Source organism: Phenylobacterium sp., from assembly GCF_036677185.1.
Taxonomy (GTDB): Bacteria; Pseudomonadota; Alphaproteobacteria; order Caulobacterales; family Caulobacteraceae; genus Phenylobacterium.
In genome coordinates, this window is sequence record NZ_JAKFEN010000018.1 from 124,531 (window position 1) to 145,463 (window position 20,933).

Annotated in this window: 18 protein-coding genes; 12 read left to right on the forward strand and 6 right to left on the reverse strand. The window is 68.8% G+C overall.

Annotated elements, in window-relative coordinates; all coding sequences use genetic code 11:
• Positions 1-6: 6 nt before the first annotated feature.
• On the reverse strand, positions 7-1,182 hold the full coding sequence (locus V6M51_RS09090) for an acetyl-CoA C-acyltransferase (RefSeq protein WP_332766501.1): 1,176 nt from the start codon (positions 1,180-1,182) through the stop codon (positions 7-9).
• A gap of 153 nt (positions 1,183-1,335) precedes the next feature.
• On the opposite strand from V6M51_RS09090, the gene V6M51_RS09095 reads away from it, so the two are divergent.
• From V6M51_RS09095 to V6M51_RS09105, 3 genes are all read left to right on the forward strand, one after another.
• On the forward strand, positions 1,336-2,307 hold the full coding sequence (locus V6M51_RS09095; protein WP_442957846.1) for a peptidylprolyl isomerase: 972 nt from the start codon (positions 1,336-1,338) through the stop codon (positions 2,305-2,307).
• Positions 2,304-3,761 (forward strand): bifunctional glutamate N-acetyltransferase/amino-acid acetyltransferase ArgJ, encoded by a 1,458-nt coding sequence (gene argJ, locus V6M51_RS09100; protein WP_332766503.1) that lies wholly within the window; start codon positions 2,304-2,306, stop codon positions 3,759-3,761. The genes V6M51_RS09095 and argJ overlap by 4 nt, the downstream gene beginning before the upstream one ends.
• Positions 3,762-3,826: 65 nt before the next feature.
• Positions 3,827-6,049, forward strand: coding sequence for a S9 family peptidase (locus V6M51_RS09105; protein WP_332766505.1), 2,223 nt, complete (start codon positions 3,827-3,829; stop codon positions 6,047-6,049).
• 4 nt (positions 6,050-6,053) lie between these two features.
• On the opposite strand, the gene V6M51_RS09110 is transcribed toward V6M51_RS09105, so the two are convergent.
• The 4 genes from V6M51_RS09110 to V6M51_RS09125 all read right to left on the reverse strand — a co-directional run bounded on the left by V6M51_RS09110 (position 6,054) and on the right by V6M51_RS09125 (position 12,370).
• Positions 6,054-7,043, reverse strand: coding sequence for an N-acetylmuramoyl-L-alanine amidase (locus V6M51_RS09110; RefSeq protein ID WP_332766507.1), 990 nt, complete (start codon positions 7,041-7,043; stop codon positions 6,054-6,056).
• Between the two features lie 181 nt (positions 7,044-7,224).
• Entirely contained in the window at positions 7,225-8,826 is a 1,602-nt protein-coding gene (locus V6M51_RS09115; protein WP_332766509.1) for a hypothetical protein, read from the reverse strand.
• Positions 8,827-9,073: 247 nt separating this feature from the next.
• Positions 9,074-10,549, reverse strand: coding sequence for a DEAD/DEAH box helicase (locus tag V6M51_RS09120; protein WP_332766511.1), 1,476 nt, complete (start codon positions 10,547-10,549; stop codon positions 9,074-9,076).
• Positions 10,550-10,843: 294 nt separating this feature from the next.
• A complete protein-coding gene (locus V6M51_RS09125) occupies positions 10,844-12,370 on the reverse strand; it encodes a M10 family metallopeptidase C-terminal domain-containing protein (protein ID WP_332766512.1) in 1,527 nt (508 codons plus the stop codon).
• A 324-nt stretch (positions 12,371-12,694) separates the two neighbouring features.
• Between V6M51_RS09125 and mutT the strand changes: the two genes are divergently transcribed.
• The 4 genes from mutT (at position 12,695) to V6M51_RS09145 (ending at position 14,972) form a co-directional block, all read left to right on the forward strand.
• Complete coding sequence (gene mutT / locus V6M51_RS09130; protein ID WP_332766513.1) at positions 12,695-13,099, forward strand: 8-oxo-dGTP diphosphatase MutT; 405 nt, start codon at positions 12,695-12,697, stop codon at positions 13,097-13,099.
• Positions 13,100-13,131: 32 nt separating this feature from the next.
• Positions 13,132-13,263, forward strand: a complete 132-nt coding sequence (locus V6M51_RS09135; protein WP_332766515.1) for a hypothetical protein — start codon at positions 13,132-13,134, stop codon at positions 13,261-13,263.
• Positions 13,264-13,455: 192 nt separating this feature from the next.
• A complete protein-coding gene (gene rsgA, locus V6M51_RS09140) occupies positions 13,456-14,535 on the forward strand; it encodes a ribosome small subunit-dependent GTPase A (RefSeq protein WP_332766517.1) in 1,080 nt (359 codons plus the stop codon).
• A gap of 20 nt (positions 14,536-14,555) precedes the next feature.
• The gene (locus V6M51_RS09145) at positions 14,556-14,972 is read left to right on the forward strand and encodes a secondary thiamine-phosphate synthase enzyme YjbQ (protein WP_332766518.1); all 417 of its coding nucleotides are present in this window, start codon (positions 14,556-14,558) and stop codon (positions 14,970-14,972) included.
• A 61-nt stretch (positions 14,973-15,033) separates the two neighbouring features.
• On the opposite strand, the gene V6M51_RS09150 is transcribed toward V6M51_RS09145, so the two are convergent.
• On the reverse strand, positions 15,034-16,488 hold the full coding sequence (locus V6M51_RS09150; RefSeq protein WP_332766519.1) for a catalase: 1,455 nt from the start codon (positions 16,486-16,488) through the stop codon (positions 15,034-15,036).
• Positions 16,489-16,582: 94 nt separating this feature from the next.
• Between V6M51_RS09150 and V6M51_RS09155 the strand changes: the two genes are divergently transcribed.
• The 5 genes from V6M51_RS09155 (at position 16,583) to V6M51_RS09175 (ending at position 20,921) form a co-directional block, all read left to right on the forward strand.
• Positions 16,583-17,452 (forward strand): LysR substrate-binding domain-containing protein, encoded by an 870-nt coding sequence (locus V6M51_RS09155; protein ID WP_332766520.1) that lies wholly within the window; start codon positions 16,583-16,585, stop codon positions 17,450-17,452.
• Complete coding sequence (locus tag V6M51_RS09160) at positions 17,449-18,333, forward strand: kinase (protein ID WP_332766521.1); 885 nt, start codon at positions 17,449-17,451, stop codon at positions 18,331-18,333. Before V6M51_RS09155 ends, V6M51_RS09160 begins: the two co-directional genes overlap by 4 nt.
• An 84-nt stretch (positions 18,334-18,417) precedes the next feature.
• Positions 18,418-19,095 carry a hypothetical protein gene (locus V6M51_RS09165; RefSeq protein WP_332766522.1) on the forward strand — a complete coding sequence of 226 codons (678 nt, stop codon included), beginning with the start codon at positions 18,418-18,420 and terminating at the stop codon, positions 19,093-19,095.
• Positions 19,096-19,098: 3 nt separating this feature from the next.
• Positions 19,099-20,331 carry a M48 family metallopeptidase gene (locus tag V6M51_RS09170; RefSeq protein ID WP_332766523.1) on the forward strand — a complete coding sequence of 411 codons (1,233 nt, stop codon included), beginning with the start codon at positions 19,099-19,101 and terminating at the stop codon, positions 20,329-20,331.
• 2 nt (positions 20,332-20,333) lie between these two features.
• Positions 20,334-20,921, forward strand: coding sequence for a hypothetical protein (locus V6M51_RS09175; RefSeq protein ID WP_332766525.1), 588 nt, complete (start codon positions 20,334-20,336; stop codon positions 20,919-20,921).
• Positions 20,922-20,933: the final 12 nt, after the last annotated feature.

Sequence of the window (20,933 nt, forward strand, 5' to 3'; positions counted from 1 at the left end):
AAGAGCTTAGTTATAGACCTCGAACAGGCCGGCCGCACCCATGCCGCCGCCGATGCACATCGAGACCACGGCCCACTTGGCCTTGCGGCGCTGGCCTTCCTGCAGGACGTGGCCCGCCAGGCGCGCGCCGGTCATGCCGAAGGGGTGGCCGATGGCGATGGAGCCGCCGTTGACGTTGTACTTCTCCGGGTCGATGCCCAGGAAATCGCGGGCGTAGAGGCACTGCGAGGCGAAGGCCTCGTTCAGCTCCCACAGGTCGATGTCGGAGACCTTCAGGCCGTGGCGCTCCAGCAGGCGCGGAATGGCGAAGACCGGGCCGATGCCCATCTCGTCAGGCTCACAGCCGGCGACGGCCCAGCCCTTGAAGGCGCCCAGGGGCGACAGGCCGGCCTTCTCGGCGGCCTTGGAGTCCATCAACACCACGGCGGCGGCGCCGTCGGAGAGCTGGCTGGCGTTGCCGGCGGTGATGAACTTGCCCTCGCCGCGCACCGGCTGGAGCTTCTGAAGGCCTTCCAGGGTGGTGTCGACGCGATTGCATTCGTCGCGATCGACCACGTAGTCGACGACGCTTTCTTCCTTCGTCTCCTTGTTGACGACCTTCATCTTGGATTTCATCGGGACGATTTCATTGGCGAATTTGCCGCCCTGCTGGGCCGCGGCCATGCGGCGCTGGCTTTCCAGGCTGTACTCGTCCTGGGCCTCGCGGCTGACCTTGTAGCGCTCGGCCACGATGTCGGCGGTGTCGATCATCGGCATGAAGATGGCCGGATATTCCGAGACCAGGCGAGGATCGACATTGTCCTTGCCGGCGCCGCCGCCGGGGATGCTGATCGACTCCACGCCGCCGGCCACCACCACGTCGGCGCCGTCGTTGCGGATATAGTTGGCCGCCGTGGCGATGGTGTTCAGGCCCGACGAGCAGAAGCGGTTGATGGTCACGCCAGAGGTGGTGATCGGCAGGCCGGCCAGCAGGCCCACCTGGCGGCCCAGGTTGCCCGCGCCGTGGGCCACATTGCCCATGACCACGTCTTCAACCGACGCCTTGTCGAGGCCGGAGCGCTCGACCGCGTGCTTCACCGCATGAGCGCCCATCGACATGGTCGGCGTCATGTTGAACCCGCCACGGCCGGACTTGGCCAGGCCCGTACGGGCATAGGAAACGACTACGGCTTCACGCGTCATGGAAATATCCTCCCTGAAAATGTAGAGCCCCCGACGTTCGTCATGGGGTTTGGCGCCATCATGGATCGGCGGCGACCTTTGCATCCCGGGCATGAAATGGCTAGGGACGGGCGGGCCCTCCAGTCCGGTTTTTGCATTCGAGGTATGGTCCCCATGGCGCACCCGGCCACCCGTCGCGCTCAGCACACGCTCAGCGCCCTCGCGGTCATGTTGATCGCCAGCTTCATGCTGGCGGCCTGCACCAGCCAGACCGGGGCCGAGCGACCGCCTGAGCCCGGCGACGCGGCGGTGGCCAAGGTCGACGGCAAGACCGTGTGGACCTCCGACGTCAAGCGCGAGGCCGTCGCCCAGGGCCTGATCGGCGAGGGCGAGCCGCTGGACGCCTCCTCCGACCTGTTCCGCCGGGTGCTGGACGAGGTGGTCGACCAGAAGCTGCTGGCCGCCGAGGCGCTGAAGCGCAAGCTGGACAAGGATCCCATCGCCCAGAAGCGGCTGGCCGCGGCGCGCGAGCGCATCCTGGGCGACATGCTGGTGGAAAGCGTGGTCTCCGACGCGGTCAACGACAACGCCATCCGCGGCCTCTACCAGGAGCAGCTGAAGCTGGCCAAGCAGTCGGAGGAGATCCGCGCCCGGCAGATCTTGGTGGCGACCCAGGTGGACGCCGAGGCGATCAAGAAATTGCTGACCACCGGCGCCTCGTTCGAGGCCCTGGCCATGGAGCGCTCGACCGACGCGGCCACGCGCTTCAACGGCGGCGACCTGGGCTATTTCACCACCGACGTCATGCCCGAGGCCTATGAGGCCAATCTGAAGACCGCCAAGACCGGCGAGGTGGTCGGTCCGTTCGCCGTCGATGGCGGCTTCGCGGTGGTGAAGGTCGAGGACCGCCGGCTGGAGCAGCCGATCACGCTCGAGTCCGCCCGGCCGCAGATCGTCCGCTTTCTGACCTATGACCAGGTGCGCGACCTGCTGGAGAAGCTGCGCAGCCGCGCCAAGATCCAGACCCTCATCCGCGCGCCGCAGGACGTGCCCGGCCAGCCCAAGGAGCCCGCCGACGCGCCCAAGGCCGCGCCCGCCTCCTCCGTCGCCCCCAAGGCTCCTCCCGCCAAGGCCGCCGCGAAATGACCCGTAAGCCCGTGAGCAAGTCCGCCGCCAAGACGGCCAAGAAGCCCTCCGCCAAGGCGCGGGACGGCGCCTCGATCCCTGCCGAGGTGGTCGAGACCATCGAACGCGCCCTCGACCCGCTGACCAGCGCGCTGAAGCGCGCGGCGCTGAAGCGGGCTGACAAGCAGGCCAGCCAGTTCACCGAGAAGCCGGCGGTCGAGGTCCCCGTCGCCAAGGGCGCCCTGCCGGTTTCGCCGCTCGCCGTGCCGTTCCCCAAGATGCCGCCGATCCCGGGCGTCCAGCTCGCCACCGGACGGGCGGGATTCTATAAGCACGACCGCGAGGACCTGCTGGTCATGCGGTTCGCCAAGGGTACGTCGGCGGCCGGGGTCTTCACCCGCCACGGCATCGGCTCGGCCCCGGTCGACTGGTGCAAGAAGCATCTGGAGATGACCAAGGGCGCCGACGTCCGGGCCCTGGTGGTCAACGCCGGCTGCGCCAACTCCTTCACCGGCAAGCCAGGCGCCGACGCGGTGCGCCGGGTGGCCTCGGCGACGGCAAAACGCTTCGACTGCCGCCAGCGCGACGTCATGGTGGCCTCCACCGGCGTGATCGGGGTGCTGCTGGACGACGGCAAGATCACCCACCGCCTGCCCGAGGTGGAAAGCCGGCTGACCGACGACGGCTGGGCCGGGGCGGCCAACGCCATCATGACCACCGACACCTTCCCGAAGGGCGCCTATGCCGAGGCGACGATCGAAGGCGAGAAGGTACGCATCGCCGGGATCTGCAAAGGCTCGGGCATGATCGCGCCGGACATGGCCACCATGCTGGCCTTCGTGGCCACCGACGCGGCGATCTCGCCCACGGCGCTGCAGACCCTGGCCAGCCTCTATACGCGGACCACCTTCAACTGCGTGACGGTCGACGGCGACCGCTCCACCAACGACACCCTGCTGCTGTTCGCCACCGGCCAGTCCGGCGCTCCGAACATCGCCCGCGCGGGCGACAAGCGCCTGGCCGACTTCCGCGACAAGCTGGAGGCCGTGCTGCTGGACCTGGCCCTGCAGCTGGTCCGCGACGGGGAGGGGGCCTCCAAGTTCGTCAAGATCACCGTGAGCGGCGCCGAGAGCCCGGCCTCGGCCCGCAAGATCGCCCGCACGATCGCCGAGAGCCCCTTGGTCAAGACCGCCTTCGCCGGCGAGGACGCCAACTGGGGGCGGATCGTCATGGCGGTGGGCCGGGCCGACGAACCCATCGACCGCGACCGGGTCAGCGTGAAGTTCGGACCCCTGGTCGCCGCCCAGGACGGCCTCATCTCGCCCACCTATGACGAGGCCAAGATGAGCGCCTACATGAAGAACCAGGAGCTGGAGGTCGCCGTCGACGTCGGCGTCGGCAAGGGCTCGGCCACGGTCTGGACCTGCGACCTGACCAAGCAGTACGTGGCCATCAACGGCGATTACCGCTCCTGAACCGGCGCGCTTGCCAGGGCGCCCCCCTCTGGTAGCTTCCGCCCCCCAGGCTTATCGGAGCGGGCATGAAATTTGTGGCGGGGGGCCTGATCGTGGCCCTGATGGCGTGTGGCGTGGCTCAAGCTGAAAAACTGACCCCGGAACGGGTGTTCGCCGATCCCGACCTGTCGGGGCCCATCGCCCGCGGGGTGAAGGTCTCGCCCGATGGCTCGGCCGTGACCTATCTGCGGGCCAAGGCCGACGACCAGCGGATGACCGACCTGTGGATCGCCGACGTCAAGGGCGGTGACCCGCGTCTGCTGATCGACGCCCGCACCCTGGCCCCAAAGGACAAGGTGCTCTCGGAGGCCGAGAAGAGCCGCCGCGAACGCCAGGGCGTCCAGACCCGCGGCGTCGTGGACTACGCCTGGGACGACCAGGGCCGCTTCATCCTGGTCCCGGTCGAGGGCGACCTCTTCCTCTACCGCCTGGAGGGCGGGCAGGTGGCCCAGCTCACCGCCACCCCCGGTGACGAGATCGACGCCAAGGTCTCGCCCAAGGGGTCGTTCGTCTCCTTCGTGCGCGACGACAACCTCTTCGTCATGGCTTCCACAGGCGGCGCCGAGCGGGCCCTGACCACCGGCGGCGAGGAGCTGAAGAGCTGGGCCACCGCCGAGTTCATCGCCCAGGAGGAGATGAGCCGCCCCACCGGCTATTGGTGGAGCCCGGACGAGACCAGGATCGCGTTGACCTTCGTCGACCAGACCGGCGTCGACGTGGTCGAACGGCTGGACGTCAACGCCGTGGGCGCCGCCGTCGTGCGCCAGCGCTATCCGCGGGTGGGCCGGCCAAACGCCAAGATGGACCTCTATGTCGCCGATGTGGCCACGGGGGCTCGGACCAAGGTCGACCTGGGCGCGGAGACCGACATCTATCTGGCTCGCGTCAATTGGGCCAAGGACGGCAAGACCCTCTATGTCCAGCGCCAGAGCCGCGACCAGCGGAAGCTGGACATCCTGGCGGTCGATCCGGCGACCGGCGCGGCCAAGGTCATCCTCACCGAGACCAGCCCGCACTGGGTCGATATCACCGATGACTTCAAGCCGCTGAAGGACGGGACCTTCCTCTGGTCCTCGGAGCGGTCCGGGAACCGCCACCTCTACCTCTACAAGGCCGACGGGACCCTGCTGCGCCAGGTGACCCAGGGCGCCTGGCCGGTGGACGTGCTGGAGGGCGTCGACGAGGCGCGCGGCGTGGCGATCTTCGGGGCCAGCAAGGACTCGCCGGTCGAGCGGCGAATCTATGAGGTGTCCTACAAGGCGCCGGCCGAGCCCAAGGCGCTCACCTCCGGCGGCGGCTGGTGGCGGGTCGACGTGGCCCAGTCCGGCAAGGCCTTCGCCGCCACCTACCAGGACCCGCGCACCCCGCCCCAGACCGGCTTCCACAAGGCAGACGGGACCCGCGTGCGCTGGATCGAGGAGAACCGGCTCGCCGCCGGCCATCCCTACCAGCCCTATGCCGCGCGCCTGCGCGAGCCGAGCTTCGGGACCATCAAGGCCGCCGACGGCCAGGACCTCTGGTGGTCGATGCGCACCCCGCCGGGCTTCGATCCGGCCAAGCGCTATCCGGTGATCGTCCAGGTCTATGGCGGTCCCGCAGGGGCCCTGGTCTCGAAGGTCTGGAAGTCGCCCGAGGACCAGCTGCTGCTGGAGGCCGGCTACATCCTGTTCAGCCTGGACAACCGCGGCACCCCCAACCGCTCCGTGGCCTTCAAGACCGCCATCGACCGCCGGATGGGCAAGGTCGAGGTGGAGGACCAGCTGGCCGGCGTCGCTCACCTGACCTCGCTGCCCTATGTCGATCCGGCCCGCATCGGGATCACCGGCTGGTCCAACGGCGGCTACATGACGATGATGGTCCTGACGGCGGAGAACTCGCCCTATGCGGCGGGGGTGGCCGGGGCGCCGGTGGTCGACTGGTCGCTCTACGACACCCACTACACCGAGCGCTACATGGGCACGACGGCCGACAACGCCGCCGGCTACGTCGATGCCGAGGTCACGGCGCGGCTCGGCAAGCTCAAGCCCGGGGTGCTGATGATCATGCACGGCATGGCCGACGACAACGTCACCTTCGACAACTCCACCAAGGCCATGGCGGCCCTGCAGGGGATGGGAACAACCTTCGAGCTGATGACCTATCCAGGCCTGCGCCACCGCGCCGGCTGGACCCAGGCCAACCGCCTGCACCGCGCCCGGACCACCCTGGACTTCTTCGAGCGCAAGCTGAAACCGACGCCCGCGCCCTGAGGACTCAGATCCCCATCGAGGCCATCCAGCCCCGAAGGCCGTTGGTCTGGACGTCGCACGACCCGCCGGCCTTGCCGCCGAAGTCGGCGAACAGGTCGCCGCAGCAGCTGGTCGCCTTCACGCAGACGTGGGGGATCACCTGCGACCGCGGCACCTCGTACTCATGCATCAGCCAGGCGATCAGCGCCGCCGAGGTTGCGCCCTGCGCCGTGGTGATCTTGTCGCCCGGCGCGGCGACGTGTTCGATCCCGATGGACCGGGCGTTCATCGCCGACGAGCCGGCATGCCAGGCGCGATCGCTGTCGTTGACCATCTGCACCAGCGCCCCGTCCCGGCCGATGATGTAGTGGGCCGAGGTCCGCGGCGTCCCGTGCTTGAAGTGGCTGATCGTGCCCTCGATGTTCCGGGACGTGGTGTAGTGGACGACGATGTGGTCGATGTCGGTCCCGTTGCGGCTCGACTGGTGCGAGGTCGGCTCCCAGCGGTCGACCTTGGGTTTGCTTGGCGCGTCGTCGTCGCCGCATTCGCCGCAGACATCATCCGGCGCGCCAGGGATCGAGGAGCTTTGCAGCAGGGCCTCGGCCTGGCTCAGCAGGTTCAGGACCTTCTCGGAATAGGCGCCGTCCTGCGCCCAGATGGGCCCGACGAACTCGATGAAATCCTCGGCGTCGCCCGCCTTTGAACGCCAACCCTTGTAGGGCGCGCGCTCGAGAAACGCCCAGTATCCGTCGATGAACTTCTCGGGCGAGGCGAAGGCGCAATAGTCGTCAACGCCATCGTGGGCGGCGTAGCTGATCTTGGTCGCGAAGGGCTCCATCGCCTTGCGATATTTCATGCCGGCGAAGTTGTTGTGCTTGGTGGCCAGGTCGGAGCCGCCCCAGCCGGACTCGAGGATCCAGCTCGCCAGGGTCACGCCCTTCAGGTTCGGGAACTCGGTCGTCCTACCTTTGTAGATTTCGATGAGTTCAAGCAGTTTCTTGCTCGGATTGGGCATGCCCATGCTCCACGTTTCCGGCGTGCGTCCGCCATGGCTTGAGATATACAACCTCAAGCAGATCATTTTGTCATCGTAACTTAAAGGCAATTTCGTTCAGCTGGCGGGTGTGTGACGCGCGCGCAGCACAGTGCGACGCACGAACAGCGCCGTCGCTTTCAGCGATCCGATGGCGGACGGTCTAGCGGGCCTCGATCTTGTAGATCGCGTTCTCGACGTCCGAGGTCACATAGATCGCGCCGGAGGGTCCAACCGCGATCCCGCCCGCCAGGGGAAAGGGCTTGGTGACCAGGCCGAGCGGCAGGTCCTTCGCCACCACCTTCACCGTGCCGGTCTTGGGATCGATCGAGACCACGCGTTTGGCGCCGACCTCGAGCACGGCCAGGCGCCCGTCCGGCGCCAGGGCCACCGCCTTGGGCAGGTTGAGGTCCCTGGCGACCACGGTCTTGGCGCCGGTGGCCAGGTCGACGCGGGTGATGCGGCCGCCGGCCACCTCGGCCACATAGACCCCGCCGTCCGGCCCCAGGGCCAGGCTGGCCGGCGCCGCGAGCCCGCCAGCCAGGGTCGTGCGCTGGTCGCCCTTGGCCTTGACCAGGTCGCCGCTGGCCAGCTCGGCCACCAGGATCGAGCCGTCGGCCAGCTCCAGGGCGTCGGCGGGCGACTTGAAGCCGTGCAGCACCGAGAGCGCCTCGCCGGTGCGGCGGTCATAGACCAGCACCGCGCCCGTGGGGGCGCTAGCCAGCAGCACTCGTTCGGCGCCGACGCTGACCCCGGTGGGATATTCCAGCTTGCTGCCCTTGGTGTGCACCCGGGCGATGTCGCGCACCGCCCCGCTCTGGCCGTCCACTCCGCGATAGGAGAAGACGTCGGCGACAAACAGGCTCTCCTTGCCGCCGTCGCTGGCCACCGCGATGTCGGCGGGGAAGGCGAGCGCGCCCTTCATCACCTGGCGCACCGCGCCGGTGGCCGGGTCGACGATCTGCAGGCCGTTGTCGGCCATGTTGGAGACCACGATCTGGTCCTTCGCATCGATGGCGAAGTTGTCGAGGGCGGTGGAAAGCTGCGCCACCTTGGTCTTGGCCCCGGTCCTGATGTCGATCCGGATCAGCTCGCCCAGGTGGGTGTCGATGGCGTAGAGGTTGTCCTTGGAGTCGAACTTGGCGGCGGCCGGGGTGTCGAGACCGTCGGCCACCACGACCATGTCGCCGGTGTCCGGATTGATCTTCACCACCTGGCCCTTGAACCACAGCGGCCCATAGAGCCAGCCGTCGGGGCCGGCGGCGAAGCTGTTGAAGCCGCCCATGCCTTCCCGGATCATCCGCCGCGGCGCCTTGCCGGCGGGGTCCAGCTCCCACAGGGCGTCGCCGCCGAACACCTGGGCGGCGAACAGCCGCTTGCCGTCGCGGCTGAAGGTGATGGAGTTGATGCTGACGAGATCCTTCTCCAGCACCTCCACGGGGCCGTCGCCGCGGCGGCTGTAGACGATGTTGTCGGAGATCGCGGTCCAGACCACCTGGTCGCCTGGTCCGAACGCCATGTCGTCGGCCATGCCCTGCGGCGGGCCCACCAGGACCTTGGCCTTACCCGTGGCGAGGTCGACGCTGTAGAGGCTTTGGCCGGCGACGCTGCCGGCATAGAGCTCGCCCTTGGGGCTGAAGCGCAGGCCGTGCACGCCGTGGAAGTCGGAGCCCGGAACCAGCCGGGTCACCTTGGCGTCCTGCGCCGAGGCCCCGTTCGCCGCGGCCAGGCCGGCCAGCAGCGCCACGCCCTTGAGAAAGCCCATCCGTCCCGCCCCCGTCTTGTTGTTGGGGACGAGATTGGCCCTCAGCGCGGGGCGGAGCAAGCGTGCCTAAGGCTATCGCCACGACACCCACTCCCAGGTTCGTCATGGCCGGGCGCAAGTCCCGGCCATCCATGATCTCCGAGTCAGCCGATTTGCTGGCAGGCTCGGCGCGTATGGATCCCCGACACGCGCGTCGCGCGGCCGGGGATGACGATCAAGGCGGGGGCGTTTGTTGTGCCGATCCTTACTAGTCCAGCGGGGTCCAGCGCTTGGCCGGGGCCGAGCCGCCGTCGCGCTTGGGGCCCTTGAAGGCCGCCTGGCTGATGGGCGTGGTGGAGGCCCGTTCGCCGCTCTTGCGGACATTGTGCGGGTGGCGATCGCTATTACCGCCGCCGCCGCCGCCGCCGCCCTGGCCCTGACGCTGGCCACCGCCACCGCCGTTGGGCCGGTTGCGCTGGGCGCGCAGGCCGCCCGGCAGGTCGCTGCGGCCCTGCGGCTTGCGCTGGCCGCGGTCGCCGTTGTTCTTGCGGCCGGCCTCGGCGCGCTCGGCGGCGACCTCGGGCATGGCCTGGGTCATGACGTGCAGGCCCCGGTCGTTGCGGCGGTCCTCGGCCGGGATGGTCTGGCGCGTGACCTTCTGGATGTCGCGCAGCAGGTTGCGTTCGTCGTCGGCGCAGAAGGCCACGGCCGTGCCGTCGGCGCCGGCCCGGGCGGTCCGCCCGATCCGGTGGACGTAGGATTCCGGCACGTTGGGCAGTTCGTACTGGACCACGTGGCTGACCGCGTCGATGTCGATGCCGCGGGCGGCGATGTCCGTGGCCACCAGGGCGCGGACTTCACCGGCCTTGAACGAGGCCAACGAACGTTCGCGCTGGCCCTGGCTCTTGTCGCCGTGGATGGCCGCGGCCTCGACGCCGGCGGCTTCCAGGGACTTGGCCACCCGGTCGGCGCCGCGCTTGGTGCGGGTGAAGACGATGACGCGCTTGAACTTCTGTTCGGCGAACAGCTCGCAGAGCAAGGCGCGCTTCCGCGCCGTCTCCACGAAGATCACCTTCTGCTTCACGCGCTCGACCGTGGTCGATTCCGGCGCCACGGCGACCTTGTGCGGATTGGGGTTCAGCAGTTCGCCGGCCAGTTTGCCGATCTCGGTCGGCATGGTGGCGGAGAAGAACAGGTTCTGCCGATCCTTCGGCAGGTACTTCACGATGCGGCGGATGGGCAGGATGAAGCCCATGTCCAGCATCTGGTCGGCCTCGTCGAGGACGAAGATCTCCACGCCGCCGAGCGTGATGGTCTTCTCGCCCAGGTGGTCGATCAGGCGGCCGGGGGTGGCCACCAGCACGTCGACGCCGCCGGCCAAGGCGCGCATCTGGCCGCCGTACTTCACGCCGCCGAACACCACGGCGACAGAGACGCCCATATGCTTGCCGTAGGTCTTGAAGCTTTCGCCGATCTGGGTGGCGAGTTCGCGGGTGGGGGAGAGCACCAGCACGCGGCAGCCGCGGCGGGGCGCGGGCTTACGGTCGGCGGCGAGGCGATGCAGGATGGGAAGGGCGAAGGCGGCGGTCTTGCCGGTGCCGGTCTGGGCGATGCCCAGCAGGTCGCGGCCGCTCATCACGCCCGGGATGGCTTGCGCCTGGATCGGGGTGGGAACCGTATAGCCTTCGTCGGCCAGGGCCTTCAGGAGGGATTTGTCCAGGCCGAGGTCGGTGAACTTGGTCAAAACGATAATCTTTCACGTATGCGCCAATCGCGGCCTCTCGGCTTTGCCAAGGGTCGCGGGGTCGCGGGTCAGTTTGGGGAAAGCCCCCGCGTGGCGGGGCGATCTATGCGATCTCTTCAGGGCGCTCGACAGGCTAGGTTCGACTTAGAACCCATCACGCGACTGGAGCGCCGATAGCGCCGCGAATGTTGCGGTGCAGCGGGGGGATGCCGGTTGTGGCCTCGAAAGTCAAGCAAAACCACGGATAGAGCTTGGCGGGAGCAGCCCGGGGGCCGCTCCCGCCGCGCCCTTCGTCTAGGCGAAGATGAAGTCGTCAGCATCCAGGCTGGCGGCCGAGACCCCGGTCAGGGTCACAGATCCCGTCCCAAGCGTGATGACGGCTTCGCCGTCCACCTCGGTGATGGTCAGGGTGGCGAAGGTCAGGCCGGCCACCGAGCTCAGGTCGATGCGGTCGCCCGCGCCTGCACCGCCTTCGAAGTCGGCGATCGTGTCGTTCCCGGCGTCGGCCGAGAGCACGAAGACGTCGTTCCCGCCGTTGCCGGTCAGGACGTTGTCAGCCGAGTTGCCGACGATGGTGTCGGTTCCGCCGCCGCCCTTGGCGTTCTCGATGGTGGCGCCGTAGGCGATGCTGATGTTGTCCTTCATCAGCGGGCTGGTGACCCCGGCGATCTCGATCCAGCTCTCGCCGCCGTTGATGCCCTCCACGCCGTTGTTGTAGATTTCGAAGAGCAGAGCCGAGCGCGCGGGCAGGCCCGCGGCGGCGTTGTTGGCGTTGATTTCCGCCAGCGTCAGGAATTCCTCGATGCCGCCCGCGCTACTGAACGAGCCCGGATTGAGGTCGATGAAGGACGGGGTGTCGTAACCCGACAGGTCCAGGGTGTCCTCACCGCCGGCGTCCCAGATCGTGAAGATCGGAGCGATCTTGTTTTCGGCGATCTGGAAAGCCGTGCGGTTGTCCAGGTCCGAGCTCCAGTTGAAGCCGTAGGTCGTGTCGCCGGTCCGGGTGGTGGTGTCGACGCCGTAGAGCTTCTGGATCGCCAGGATGTCGTGGACGCCGGGCGTGGTGGAATAGGCGAACCGCATCAGCGACCAGTCGATGTGCTGGGCGCCGGTCTCATAGGCGTCCCAATAGGACATGACGCTGTACTGCCGGCTGTCCTGATAATAGTCCGCCAGCTCGTAGCTCAGCGGCACGCCGTCTCCGGCGTCGTAGTCGCCCGGATGGGACAGGCCCAGGGCGTGCCCGATCTCGTGGGTCAGGGTCTGCATGCCGTAGAAGCCGTCCAGCAACTGCACGCCGCTGACCGGTCCCGGATTGATCCAGACGTCGCCCTGGATGTGCTGGTACTGGGCGCCGTAGTTCGTGCCGTGCGGGAGGTAGGCCCAAGCCTGGCCCGGTCCCGTGGTCGTGGTGGCGAAGGACATGTCCCAGCCGCCGGCGCCCTTGGCGTCTTCCTGGAACCTCAGAGGGATCAGGTCGTCCCAATAGGCCAGCGCCTCGCGGGTGCCTTCCTGTTGGGCGGCGGTCATCGGCGCGTAGCCGTACTTCTCGGCCGCGCCGTGCGGGTTGTTGTAGACGCCCGTGGTGGTCGGACCGCTGTAGAAGCCATAGGTCAGCACGCCGTCGGCGGTGGCCTTCACGTCCCAGGAGAAGCCCGAGCGGGTGATCTGAGCGGCGACCTGTTCCGGCGTGAAGATCGGTAGGTCGCGAAGCGTGCCGCCCGCCAGGGGGTCGGCCGAGGCTTCATAACGGAGGTCGGTTTCGAGCGGGTGGTCGGATTCCAGGGTGACCGCCGTTCGCGGGGTCGTCGGTTTTGCCATTTTACAGCCCTATCAAAAGCTCACGAGGACAGGTCGGCATCTCGGATGGGTTATACAGTTCTCGCCGGTTGTATTATTAAGAACTGTTAGATTTAATGCCCCATCTCTACGGTAAAGCTTCCGTAGTTGCAGACCATTGGTGAGTCATCAGCGCATGGGTCTTTCATTCGGGCAAGATTGTTCAGCGAAGTTTCGGAGTGTGATCCACAATTGCGTCGCGGGCGCGATCCGAGGGATGCCTGACCTCCAGCTTCACCACGCGCCGGCTCTCAAAGCCCGCGCTATGCCGGTTGCATTTCGCGCGCGAGGCGGCGAGGAAGCGGCATGGCCAAACCCATGCTGTTCGTCGCCGCCGCCGCCCTCGTGGATTCCGAGGGCCGGGTGCTGATCTGTCAGAGGCCGCAGGGCAAGCAGCTTGCCGGCCTCTGGGAGTTTCCCGGCGGCAAGGTCGAGCCCGGCGAGACCCCCGAGGAATGCCTGATCCGCGAGCTGGACGAGGAGCTGGGGATCAAGGTCACCCACGCCTGCCTGGCGCCCTTCGTGTTCGCCAGCCACGGTTACGAAAGCTTTCACCTGATGATGCCACTCTACCTCGTCCGTCGCTGGGAAGGCTTTGTGACGGCCAGGGAACACGAGGCCGTCGCATGGGTGAAACCCGCGAAACTCGCCGACTACCCGATGCCGCCGGCCGACGCGCCTTTGGTGGCCTGGTTGCGCGACTTGATCTGAAATTCCTGCTCACCGACACCCGCGGCGCCACCATGGTGATCTACGCGGTCGTGGCCGGCCTGGTCTCGATGGGCGCGCTCAGCGCCTTCGGCGCCTATGACGGCGAGATCACCGACATGGTGCTCACCGCCTCGGACGCGGCCCGCGCCTTCCTGGGCGGCTAGGCCTGCCGGGCGTTTCCTTGACGCCCGGTCCGACCGCGCCTAGCCTTCCACCGTCCCAATGACCGGAAAGGAGGGGTTTCGACATGAGTGTCTTCGTCCGCGCCCCTCGCCGCGCCGCCCATGGGCTCGCCTGATATCCAGGCTCCTCCGGCGGTCGCCTGACCAGGCTTTCCGATCCAAGGATGTCCAGCATTGCTCGACACTTACGGCTGGAGCGACGCCCTCCAGCGACTCTTTCATGACCATGCCGCCCGCGGACTGATCCCGGGCCGCGTCACGGTCCAACAGCGCGGCCACTACGGTCTCGCCATCGAAACCGGCGACGTCGTCGGCGAACTGTCCGGCCGTTTCCACTTCGAGGCCGAGGCCACGGGCTATCCCGTGGCCGGCGACTGGGTGGCCGTTACTCCGCCCGTCGACGAGGGCCCGGTGATGATCCAGGCCCTGCTGCCGCGCTCCACCAGCTTCATCCGCCGGGAGGCCAACGGCGGGCGAGCCCAGGTGGTGGCCGCCAATATCGATCTGGCCCTGCTGGTCGCCTCGCTCAACGCCGACCTCAATCCGCGGCGGATCGAGCGCTATCTCGCCACCGCCTGGGAAAGCGGCGCCCGGCCGGTGGTGGTGCTCACCAAGGCCGACACCTGCCAGGACGCCGGACCGCTGATCGAGGAAATCAAGGCGGTCGCTCACGGCGTCGAGGTCCATGTGGTCTCAGCGGTGACCGGGCAGGGGATCGCCGCCCTGGCCGCCCTGCTGAAGCCAGGTGAGACCGCCGTGCTGCTCGGCTCCTCCGGGGTGGGCAAGTCGACCCTGGTCAATGCGCTGGCGGGGCGGGAGCTGATGGTCACCCGGGAAATCCGCGAGGACGACGCGCGCGGTCGCCATACCACCACCCACCGGGAGCTGGTCCTGCTGCCCAGCGGAGCCCTGGTCCTGGACACGCCGGGCATGCGCGAACTCGGCCTCTGGAACGCCGACGCGGGGCTCGCCGCCACCTTCGGCGACCTGGAGACGGAGGTCCAGGCGCTCGCGGCGCACTGCAAGTTCCGCGATTGCGGACACGGCGCGGAACCGGGCTGCGCCGTCCGCGCCGCCCTCGAGAGCGGTGAACTCGATGCGGAGCGCTGGGAGGCCTACGGCAAGCTGCAGCGCGAACTGGCCCACCTCGACCGCAAGGAGAACCCCGCCGCCGCCTCCCAGGCCCGCAAGGTCTGGATCCAGCGGGAGAAGTCCATGCGCCAACGGGCCAAACACCGCGAGACGGACGAATAGACTCCCGGCAGCCTGGGGTCATGCGCCAGGCCCTGCACACCCTCGACGCGCCCACCTCGGGCGCCGGCCTCACCGACATCACGCCGGGCGTCGCCGCCTGGGTCGAGGCGCAAAGGATGGCCGCGGGCCTGCTGACGGTGTTCTGCCGGCATACCTCGGCCTCGCTGGTCATCCAGGGGGTCGACGCCGACATGAAGGCCGATCTGGAGGCCTTCTTCGTCCGCCTCGCGCCGGAGGGGGAGGGCCTCTACACCCACCTTACGGATGGGCCGGACGACATGCCGGCCCACATCCGTGCGGCGCTCACCCAGACCCAGATCGCGGTCCCGGTGGTCGGCGGCAGGCTGGCCCTGGGCAAGGGCCAGGCGATCTATGTGTTCGAGCACCGCCGCGCGCCGCAGCGGCGCCAGGTCCTGCTGCACCTGATCGGCGAATAGCAAGAGGCCCGCGGCGTCGGGAGCACGCCACGGGCCTCTCGGACCGACCTTCCCCGTCGGCCTATTCGGCGGCGATGACGTCTTCCGACAGGCCCAGCCGCTGGGCGACGCCCGCGCCATAGGCGGGATCGGCCCGGCGGAAATGCTCGACCTGGCGGCGCTGGATCGCTTCGGGGACCGGGGCCATGGCGGCGGCGATGTTGTCCATCAGCAGCGCCTGCTGTTCCGGGCTCATCAGGCGGAACAGGTTCCCCGGCTGGGTGTAGTCGTCATTGCCGGTCCGGTGGTTGAACCGGTCGGCGTCGCCGGCGATCCGCAGGGGCGGCTCAGCGACGCTCGGGTCCTCCTTCGGCCCGCCGAACGAGTTGGGCTCGTAATAGGCGTCCGTGCGGCCGGGCGCGTCGAAGCGCATGGCGCCGTCCATGTGGTAGTGGGCGACCGGCGCCTTCGGGCGGTTCACCGGCAGGGCTTCATAGTGGGTCCCAACCCGGTAACGGTGGGCGTCGGCATAGGCGAACAGCCGGCCCTGCAGCACCTTGTCCGGCGAGAAGCCGATTCCCGGCACGATGTTGGACGGGCTGAACGAGGCCTGTTCCACCTCGGCGAAATAGTTGTCCGGATTGCGGTTCAGCTCCAGGAGGCCGACCTCGATGAGCGGGAAGTCGGCGTGCGGCCAAACCTTAGTCAGGTCGAAGGGGTCGTAGGAGGTCAGCTCGGCCTGCGCCTCCGTCATGATCTGCACGCAGACCCTCCAGCGCGGATAGTCGCCGCCCTCGATGGCCTCGAACAGGTCGCGCTGGGCGCTCTCGCGATCGGCGGCGATGGTGGCCGAGGCCTGGTCGTTGGTGAGATTGCGGATCCCGGCCAGGTTCTTGAAGTGGAACTTGACCCAGTGGCGTTCCCCCTCCGCGTTGAGCAGCGAATAGGTGTGGCTGCCGAAGCCATGCATGAACCGGTAGCCGTCCGGCTGGCCGCGGTCGGAGAACAGGATCGTAACCTGGTGCAGGCTTTCCGGGCTGAGGCTCCAGAAGTCCCACATGGCGGTCGGCGAGCGCAGGTTGCTCACCGGATGGCGCTTCTGGGTGCGGATGAAGTCGGGGAACTTCATCGGGTCGCGGATGAAGAACACCGGAGTGTTGTTGCCCACCAGGTCCCAGTTGCCTTCCTCGGTGTAGAACTTCAGCGCGAAGCCGCGCACGTCGCGCTCGGCGTCGGCCGCGCCCCGCTCGCCGGCCACGGTGGAAAAGCGCAGCAGCACCTCGGTCTCCTTGCCGACCGCACCGAACAGCTTGGCCTTGGAGTAGCGGCTGATGTCCTGGGTGACCCGGAAGGTCCCGTAGGCGGCCGAGCCCTTGGCGTGGACCACCCGCTCGGGGATGCGCTCGCGGTTCTGGTGCGCCAGCTTCTCGATCAGCTGGTAGTCCTGCATCAGGAGCGGGCCGCGCGACCCGGCGCTAAGCGAGTTCTGGTTGTCGGGAACCGGGGCCCCCGCGGTGGTGGTCAGTCGCTCGGTCATGGCAATTCCTCCTGAAGTGAAGGCCAGGGTCTGCCTCGCGCCTCATCAGGTCCAATCAGTTCACAAGCCTTGGAGATCAGGCTAGCTTATCGCCATGCCCACTCTGCGACAGCTCCGCTACCTCGCGGCCCTGGCCGAACACGGCCATTTCGGGCGCGCCGCCGCCGCCTGCCACGTGACGCAGCCGGCGCTCTCCATGCAGATCAAGGAGCTGGAGGCCGAGCTCGACCTGCCGCTGGTGGAGCGCGGCCGGGCCGGGGCGGTGCTCACCGAGGAAGGCGTCGAACTGGCCGAGCGGGCGAGGGCCCTCAATGCCGGGGTGAAGGACCTGGAGGACTTCGCCCGCGAGCGGCGCGGCGACCGCGCCCAGCGCCTGGCGCTCGGGATCATCCCCTCGGTCGCCCCCTATCTGCTGCCGCGGCTGCTGCCCCTGCTGCAGGCGGCCATCCCCGGCCTGGACCTTAAGGTCCGCGAGACCCAGACGGCGGTGCTGATGGCCGAGCTGGCGGGCGGGGAGCTGGACGCCGTGATCGCGGCCCTGCCTCTGGCCGGCGACGGGATCGAGGCGGTGGGCCTGTTCGACGACGCCTTCCTGCTGGCCAGCCCCGCGGACGATCCGGTCGCGGCGACCTCGCCGCGCGACCTGCCGCCCGATCGCCTGCTGCTGCTGGAGGAGGGCCACTGCCTGCGGGACCAGGCCCTGGGCGCCTGCGAGCTCAGCGACCTCTCCACGTTCGGGGCGACCTCGCTCACCACCCTGGTCCAGCTGGTGGCCCACGGCCAGGGCGTGACCCTGCTGCCGGCCATGGCCGCCGACGACCTGGCCGACCCGCGCATCGCCCTGTCGCGCTTTTCCGACCCCCAGCCCAGCCGCACCATCGCGCTCGCCTGGCGCACGGCCTCGCCGCGCAAGCGCCAGCTCAAGGGCCTGGCCGCGCGCATCGTCGAGCAGGCCGCCACATGAGCGACTGGCTGGCCGATTTCATCGCCCGCGAGGCGCTGCCGCCCGCCTTTGGCGAGGTCGCGGCGCGGGTCTGTGCGCCCCTGGCCGAGGCCATTGTCGGCAAGCGGGTCGCTGGACGTCCGTACGTCGTCGGCCTGTGCGGGGCGCAGGGCAGTGGGAAGTCGACCTTGACGGCCATCGTGCGTCGCATGCTGGAAGAGCGCGGCCTGAACGTCGCGGCCCTGTCCCTGGACGATCTCTACCTGACCCGGCTCGAACGCCTGGGCATGGCGCGGGACGTCCATCCGTTGTTCGGCGTGCGGGGCCCGCCGGGGACCCACGATGCGGCGCTGGGGCTCGCGACCCTGGACGCTCTCGCCCGGCCTGGGCGCGTCGCCATCCCAGCCTTCGACAAGGCCGCCGACGACCGCAGGGCGCCGGAGGACTGGCCGATCTTCGAAGGCCCGGCCGACGTGGTCCTGTTCGAGGGCTGGTGCGTCGGAGCCCGCGCCCAAGCCGACGAGGCCTTGGTCGAGCCGCTCAACGCCCTGGAACGCGACGACGACCCGGACGGCGTATGGCGGCGCCACGCGAACGCGGCCCTCGCCGGACCATATCAGGAGCTGTTCGCGCGGATCGACCTGCTGATCCTGCTGGCGGCGCCCGGCTTCGATGCGGTGTTGGCCTGGCGTCGCGAGCAGGAGGCCAAGCTGCGGGCGCGCCTGGTGCGGGAGGGTGGCGGCGGTCGGGCGATGGATGACGCGCAGGTCAGCCGTTTCATCGCCCACTACGAACGGCTCACGCGCTGGATCCTGGTCGAAATGCCGGCGCGCGCCGACATCGTCCTGGCGATGGATGCCGATCGGCGGGTCGGCGCCATGCAATTTTCACTTGCGCCATGAGCGAAGTTGCATCGACAGGTTTAGTCGGGATCGCGTAGGCTTTGGCTTGCTCGGCGCGCAGTTGCGCCGCTCCGGGGGGAGTTCATGAAACGGCTTATCGCGACGCTGGTCGCCTGCATGTTGATCAGCGCGTGCACCACCACCCATACCCAGGTCATGGCCAATCCCGTGAAGCCCGCGGCGGGCGCGCGGATCCTGGTGGTCGACCCGGACATCCAATTGGGCCTGCTGACGGCGTCGGGCATGACCGAGCCCAAGGCCGACTGGACCGAGCAGGCGCGCGCCAATATCGCCGCCCAGCTCGAGAGCGAGATGAAAGCCCGCGCCTACGCCTACCGCCTGCTCGATCCCGATGACGCCATGGCCGGCCGCTCGGGCCAGCTGATGCGCCTGCACGGCGCGGTCAGCGCCTCGATCCAGGGCTACGGCTACGCCTTGCCCACCAAGAAGGGCGCCTTCGACTGGACCCTGGGCGAGGGGGCGCAGGCGCTTGGCGCCGCCCAGAGCGCCGACTATGCGCTCTTCGTGCGCGGGGTCGGGTCCTATGCCAGCGGAGGGCGTGTGGCCACCGCCGTCGGCATGGCGATGCTGGGGGTCAGCGTGCCGCTCGGCAGCCAGCAATGCTTCGTGACCCTGGTGGACCTGAAGACCGGCCGCGTGGTCTGGGCGAATTTCACGATCGCCGGCCCCAACGCCGACATGCGCGAAACCGCCGGCGCGAGCGCTCTGGTGAAGGCGCTGCTCAAGGACGCGCCGCTCTAGACCATGCGTGGGAGTCGTCTAGCCCTCATCGCCGCCGCGGCGGCGCTCGCCGTCCTGCCGCAAGCCGCCCAGGCCCAGCGGGCCGCCGGGCTGCGCCCCGACTCGACGTCGCTGGAGGGCGGGATCTGGGGCTCGGCCGACAAGGCCGAGGCGGCGGCCAGGACCAAGGCCGACGTCAACCACGACCCGGCGCTGAACGCCTACGTGCGCGGCGTCACATGCAAGGTCGCCGCCGACCACTGCCCCGACTTGCGGGTCTATGTCCTGGACCGGCCGGCCTTCAACGCCCTGGTGGCGCCGAACGGTTATGTCGAGGTCTGGTCGGGCCTGATGCTTCGCTCGACCGACGAGGCCGAGTTCGCGTACGTCCTGGGCCACGAGTTCAGCCACTTCGCCCAGAACCACACCCTGGTGGCGTATAACGCCGCCAAGAGCCGCGCCAATATCGCCCTGGCCGCCAAGGTCGCCATCGCCGTGGTGGGTGTCGCGGCCGCCTCGGGCGCGACGACGGCCAGCGAGGCCCAGTCGATCATGGACGCGACGGGCAACCTTATCGACGTTGTCTATCTGGCCGAGATCGCGGCCTTCTTCCGTTTCTCGCGTGAGCAGGAGGCGGAGGCCGACCTGCTAGGCCAGAAGCGCGCGGCGATCGCAGGCTATGACGCGCGCTCGGCGGCTCAATCCTGGCGCAGCGTCATGGCCGAGACCCAGGCGTCGGACTTCAAGCGGGTTCGCGAGAGCCGGTCGCGGACGAGTGTCTTCGAAAGCCATCCCCTCGAGGCGGAGCGTATCGCCGCGCTGGACAAGCAGGCCCCCAGTCTGCCGGCCTCCAGCGACCGTGGCCGCGAACGCTATCGCGCGGCGATCCGGCCGCACCTGAGCGCCTGGCTGCGCGACGATCTTCGCCGCCGGGATTTCGGCCAGACCCTGCACCTCATCGATCGCCTGGCGGCGGGCGGCGAGGACCTCGGCGTGCTGAACTACTACCGTGGCGAGGCCTACCGGCTGAGGCGCGGCGACGGCGACCTGGGACGGGCCCGCGACGCCTATCTGGCGGCGGCCGCCCAGCCCGACACGCCGCTGGCCGCCTGGCGCGAGCTCGGCGACACCCGCAAGCGCGACGGCGACGCCGCCGGCGCGCGGGCGGCCTACGAAACCTATCTGGCCAAGGCGCCCCAGGCCGAGGACGCCTGGCTGGTGCAGGACAGCCTCACCAGCCTCGACAAAGGATCATGATCATGCGGAACGCCCTGCGCGCCGTCCTGCCGGCGCTCGCCGTCCTGTCGCTCGCCGCCTGCGCGACGATCACGCCGGCCCCCGCCGGGCCGCTGAAGGTCGGGTCGGGGGCCAATGTCACCCTGGGCCGCCAGTGGTCGGATATCAGCCTGGTCATGCCAGGTCGGCACAAGAAGGTGCGCGTGCTGTCCATCGACGGCCCGCTGCTGAACCGCCTCTATCTGACCGATGGTCTTGCGCCGGGCGACTATCTGATCAAGCCGCTGGCCAAGGAGCGCCCCACGCCGTTGGTCCGCGCCGACATATCTGCGACCGAGCGCATGGAGTTCGTGACCGACAGCATCAGCGCCATGGACTACCAGCGGGTGACGCTGGCGAAGCCGCGACCGGCCAAGCTGGGCGAGGCGTCCGGCGTCCGGTTCGATGTCAGCGCTCAGACCGCCGAAGGGCTGGAGATCAAGGGCGTCGCCGCCGTGGCGGAGACCGGCGGCAAGATCTACGTCATCCTCTACCTCGCGCCCGCCGAACACTACTTCGCCGCGACGCTGCCGGAAGCCGAGGCGGTCATGGCCTCGGCGCGGGTGGGATGATCCGGTAGGACG